The organism is Jannaschia seosinensis, assembly GCF_001408515.1.
Lineage (GTDB): Bacteria > Pseudomonadota > Alphaproteobacteria > Rhodobacterales > Rhodobacteraceae > Jannaschia > Jannaschia seosinensis.
This window is the reverse complement of the sequence record NZ_CYPR01000216.1, coordinates 1-3,796: the sequence shown is the minus strand read 5'-3', so window position 1 is coordinate 3,796 and position 3,796 is coordinate 1. Positions and strand designations below refer to the sequence as shown.

At 63.5% G+C, this 3,796-nt stretch carries 5 protein-coding genes and 3 pseudogenes; 5 read left to right on the top strand and 3 right to left on the bottom strand.

What is annotated here, in order from left to right:
• On the top strand, positions 1-654 hold a 654-nt coding region (gene istB / locus JSE7799_RS16325), incomplete at its 5' end, for an IS21-like element helper ATPase IstB (RefSeq protein WP_055664554.1).
• Positions 655-801: 147 nt separating this feature from the next.
• On the opposite strand, the pseudogene JSE7799_RS16320 reads toward istB, so the two are convergent.
• The 3 genes and pseudogenes from JSE7799_RS16320 to tnpA all read right to left on the bottom strand — a co-directional run.
• Positions 802-1,035, bottom strand: a pseudogene (locus JSE7799_RS16320) (hypothetical protein); the annotation flags it as partial.
• 53 nt (positions 1,036-1,088) lie between these two features.
• Complete coding sequence (gene tnpB / locus JSE7799_RS16315) at positions 1,089-1,442, bottom strand: IS66 family insertion sequence element accessory protein TnpB (RefSeq protein ID WP_055662251.1); 354 nt, start codon at positions 1,440-1,442, stop codon at positions 1,089-1,091.
• A complete protein-coding gene (gene tnpA / locus JSE7799_RS16310) occupies positions 1,439-1,855 on the bottom strand; it encodes an IS66-like element accessory protein TnpA (protein WP_222101693.1) in 417 nt (138 codons plus the stop codon). The genes tnpB and tnpA overlap by 4 nt, the downstream gene beginning before the upstream one ends.
• A 59-nt stretch (positions 1,856-1,914) precedes the next feature.
• Here tnpA and JSE7799_RS16305 point away from each other — a divergent pair, with 59 nt between their 5' ends.
• The 4 genes and pseudogenes from JSE7799_RS16305 to JSE7799_RS16290 form a co-directional block, all read left to right on the top strand.
• On the top strand, positions 1,915-2,106 hold the full coding sequence (locus JSE7799_RS16305) for a hypothetical protein (protein WP_144431771.1): 192 nt from the start codon (positions 1,915-1,917) through the stop codon (positions 2,104-2,106).
• A 466-nt stretch (positions 2,107-2,572) separates the two neighbouring features.
• Positions 2,573-2,974, top strand: a pseudogene (locus JSE7799_RS21895) (integrase core domain-containing protein); the annotation flags it as partial.
• 42 nt (positions 2,975-3,016) lie between these two features.
• Positions 3,017-3,517 carry a transposase gene (locus tag JSE7799_RS16295; RefSeq protein WP_055664551.1) on the top strand — a complete coding sequence of 167 codons (501 nt, stop codon included), beginning with the start codon at positions 3,017-3,019 and terminating at the stop codon, positions 3,515-3,517.
• Positions 3,514-3,796: pseudogene (locus JSE7799_RS16290) on the top strand (IS3 family transposase); the annotation flags it as partial. The gene JSE7799_RS16295 and the pseudogene JSE7799_RS16290, both read left to right, overlap by 4 nt.

Here is a 3,796-nt window from a genome sequence, read left to right as displayed (position 1 = left end):
GATCATGTCCAGTTCCTGGCGCGTCTGGTCGAGCTGGAACTGATCGACCGCGAGCGGCGAATGATCGAGCGCCGCATCAAGGCCGCGAAGTTCCCGGCCACCAAGAGCCTGGACAGCTTCGAGTTCAAGGCAATCCCGAAGCTCAACAAGATGCAGGTGCTGGAGCTTGCCCGGTGTGAGTGGATAAATCGGCGCGAGAACGTCATCGCCCTCGGCCCGAGCGGCACGGGCAAGACCCATGTTGCCCTCGGGTTGGGGTTGGCCGCCTGCCAGAAAGGGCTGTCGGTCAGCTTCACCACCGCCGCGACCCTAGTCAACGAGCTGATGGAGGCGCGCGACGAGCGCCGTCTGCTCCGCCTGCAAAAGCAGCAGGCCGCCGTCAAGCTGCTCATCATCGACGAACTGGGCTTCGTGCCGCTGAGCAAGACCGGCGCAGAGCTCTTGTTCGAGCTGATCTCGCAGCGCTATGAGCGCGGCTCCACGATGATCACCAGCAACCTGCCGTTCGACGAATGGACCGAAACCTTCGGCACCGAACGCCTGACCGGCGCACTGCTCGACAGGCTGACACACCACGTCAACATCCTCGAGATGAACGGCGACAGCTATCGGCTCGGCCAAAGCCGCGCCCGAAAGGCCCAAGCCAGAACCTGATCACCCGCCACAGGATTGGCCCTGCGGGCCAATGCGCCATGGCACGCGCCAGCTATGCGGCAAGCGCGCGCGCCATGGCGCTTGGCGCCCTGTCGCTGGCCTGGTTTTGCGCCGCCGCGTGGCCGGTTTTTACTCCGCCGTTGACAGGCTGAGCTTCTCGGATCGCTTGCCATGGACGAGGTGGTTGAGCTCGGCCACCAGATGCTCGAGGCGCTTGATGATGTCCTTGAGACCCGCCGTCTCGCTCCTGAGGATGGCCGTTTCGTCCTTGAGGCTTGCCGCTTCATTCTTGAGCTCACCCCGCTCACGCAGCAGCGCGGCGACAGCTTCACGCTGGTCCTCGGGAATGGCCGACAGGTCTATTTCTACGGCGGCAGGCATGCTCCGAACATACCCGGAAGAGGCTGGAATTGCACGTCAATTCGCTCGCTACATCACTCTGCCGTAGCCGGTCGGCGCACTTCCAGCGACCTGACCTTTCGCCAGTCCAACCCGGCAAACAGCGCCTCGAACTGCGCCCGGTTCAACGTCATCACGCCATCCCGGATCGCGGGCCAGATGAAGGCGGTCTCCTCCAGGCGTTTGTATGCCATCACCAGACCGCTCCCGTCCCAGAACAGGATCTTCAGCCTGTCGGCTCGCTTGGCCCGGAACACAAAGACGGTGCCGGTGAACGGATCGTCCTTCAGCACCGATTGCACCAATGCCGCCAACCCGTCGTGTCCTTTCCTGAAGTCGACCGGCTGTGTCGCGACCAGGATGCGGACGGTGTGGGACGGCATCATCATGCCTCAGCTCCGAGCGCATGAACGATCTCGGCAACCCGCCTTGCAGGCGTGCCGGCGGGGAGCTCGATCCTGACAACGCCGACGGCAATGCGAAGCAGGTCGCCCGACTGCGGCGAAGCCTCCCGCTCCACTGGCTCCTCCGGCTCACGCAGGACAAGGGGCGCGAAGACAGGGAGCTCACCAGCCCCCGCGGAGGCGTCGATGGCCGCAGGCAGGACCAACTTGCCCTTCTTCGCCAAGCCCCGCCAGGCGGACAACTGGTTCGGCTTAACCCCATACCGCTCGGCCACGGAGTTCACGGTCGCGCCCGGCGCCAACGTCTCCGCGACAACCTGCGCCTTTACATCATCCGGCCACCGTCGATGCCCTGACGCATGGACCTCCACACCCAGCGATCTGAGAAACGAATTCATAGCACACATTGCGAAACGCACTCCCCATCTTGAGATGGGTAGATCTCGCAATCATGCCGATGCCCGACAACGTGGGCCGCAGCCACCGCTTACAAAACATCTATCTCTGCCTCGAAATCGTCAAATATGTCCTGCGCATCAGGATCGGAGAGATTTTGCACAAACTCGGCACATTGCTGAAGCAGAGGCTCGACCTCATCTTTCTCACCATGTCCGCTTGCAACGATTCCCTCAAGAAACCGGTGAAATAACAATACCATTTTGTATCGTTCTTTTCCGCGTGAACCTTCGCCAGGTTCCGCCCGCCAACTTCAAAATCATCCATCATGAACCCGCTAAAAATATACTTGTAGACTGCAGTTCGATTAGCCAACCGTCCCCCTCTGTCAGGAAAGTTGTCGCCCGCACTTGCACTAAAAGTATCCACTGAGGCGGGCGGGACAGGACGACGAAATGGCTTACTCACCTGAACGGAAGGCTGCGGTGATCGGGAAGATGCTGCCGCCGAACAACATGCCCTTGGGCCGACTTGCCAAGGAGGAAGGGATCAGCGTGGCGACGCTTGCCAAGTGGCGGGCGGAGGCGCGGGCGAAGGGGCAGTTCCTGCCCGAAGCGAACGCGGGTCCCGAGGGCTGGACCTCAGCGGACAAGCTCGCTGCGGTGATCGAGACGGCGTCACTGAATGCAGTGGAGCTTGGCGAATATTGTCGGCGCCGCGGCATCCCCATGAAGGGCACAACGATGAAGGTGACGATGGAGCGGCTCGGCGTGACCGCGTCGTTCAGCCGACCCCGGGTCAGCAATGACAATCCGTTCTCCGAGGCCCTGTTCCGGACCTGCAAATATACGCCCGGTTGGCCAACCCGCGGCTTCGCGACGATCGATGAGGCGCGGGCCTGGGTCCAGGGCTTCGCCACTTGGTACAACACCCAGCATCGGCACAGCGCCATCCGCTTCGTGACACCCGACCAGCGCCATCGTGGCGAGGAAAAGGCGCTGCTGGCAGAGCGCCACCGCGTCTACCAGATGGCCCGCGCCGTACACCCGGAACGCTGGTCAGGTCAGACCCGCGACTGGCAGCCCATCCCCCTCTGTCAGGGAAGTTGTCGCCTGCTCTGATGCAGAAAGTGTATTCTGAGGCGGGCGGGACAGGACGACGAAATGGCTTACTCACCTGAACGGAAGGCTGCGGTGATCGGGAAGATGCTGCCGCCGAACAACATGCCCTTGGGCCGGCTGGCCAAGGAGGAAGGGATCAGCGTGGCGACGCTTGCCAAGTGGCGGGCGGAGGCGCGGGCGAAGGGGCAGTTCCTGCCCGAAGCGAACGCGGGTCCCGAGGGCTGGACCTCAGCGGACAAGCTCGCTGCGGTGATCGAGACGGCGTCACTGAATGCAGTGGAGCTTGGCGAATATTGTCGGCGCCGCGGCATCTACCCCGATCAGCTGACTGTCTGGCGGGAGGCCTGCGCGCGGGCCAACGACTGGGAACGAGCGGCGTCCCGCCAGATCGCGCGGGAAACACGGGACGCCAACAAGCGGGTGCAGCAGCTGGAACGGGAACTGGCGCGCAAGGAAAAGGCCCTGGCCGAGGCGGCGGCGCTGATGATCCTGCGAAAAAAGGCCGAGGCGATTTGGGGCCCAGAGGGAGGCGCGGAGGAATGACGCCTGCTCACGATCGCCGACATGTTGCAGCCCTCATCGACGAGGCCGTATCAGCCGGAGCTCGGTTCACAGCCGCTTGCGCTGCCCTTGGCCTGAACCCACGCACGCTCCAGCGCTGGCGGGATCCGGTCGGCGGGATCTGCGAGGACCGTCGTCCGTCTGCGGACCGGCCGGCGCCGACAAACCGGCTCAGCGAGGCGGAACGCGACAAGATCGTCGCCACCTGCAACGCGCCGGAGTTCGCCAGCCTGCCGCCCAGCCAGATCGTGCCTCGGCTGG

Coding starts and splice junctions, on each gene's coding strand:
- tnpB (WP_055662251.1), bottom strand. CDS start 1,442: ATGATGATGCCGTCCCACACCGTCCGCATCCTGGTCGCGACACAGCCG.
- tnpA (WP_222101693.1), bottom strand. CDS start 1,855: ATGAATTCGTTTCTCAGATCGCTGGGTGTGGAGGTCCATGCGTCAGGG.
- JSE7799_RS16305 (WP_144431771.1), top strand. CDS start 1,915: ATGCCCGACAACGTGGGCCGCAGCCACCGCTTACAAAACATCTATCTC.
- JSE7799_RS16295 (WP_055664551.1), top strand. CDS start 3,017: ATGGCTTACTCACCTGAACGGAAGGCTGCGGTGATCGGGAAGATGCTG.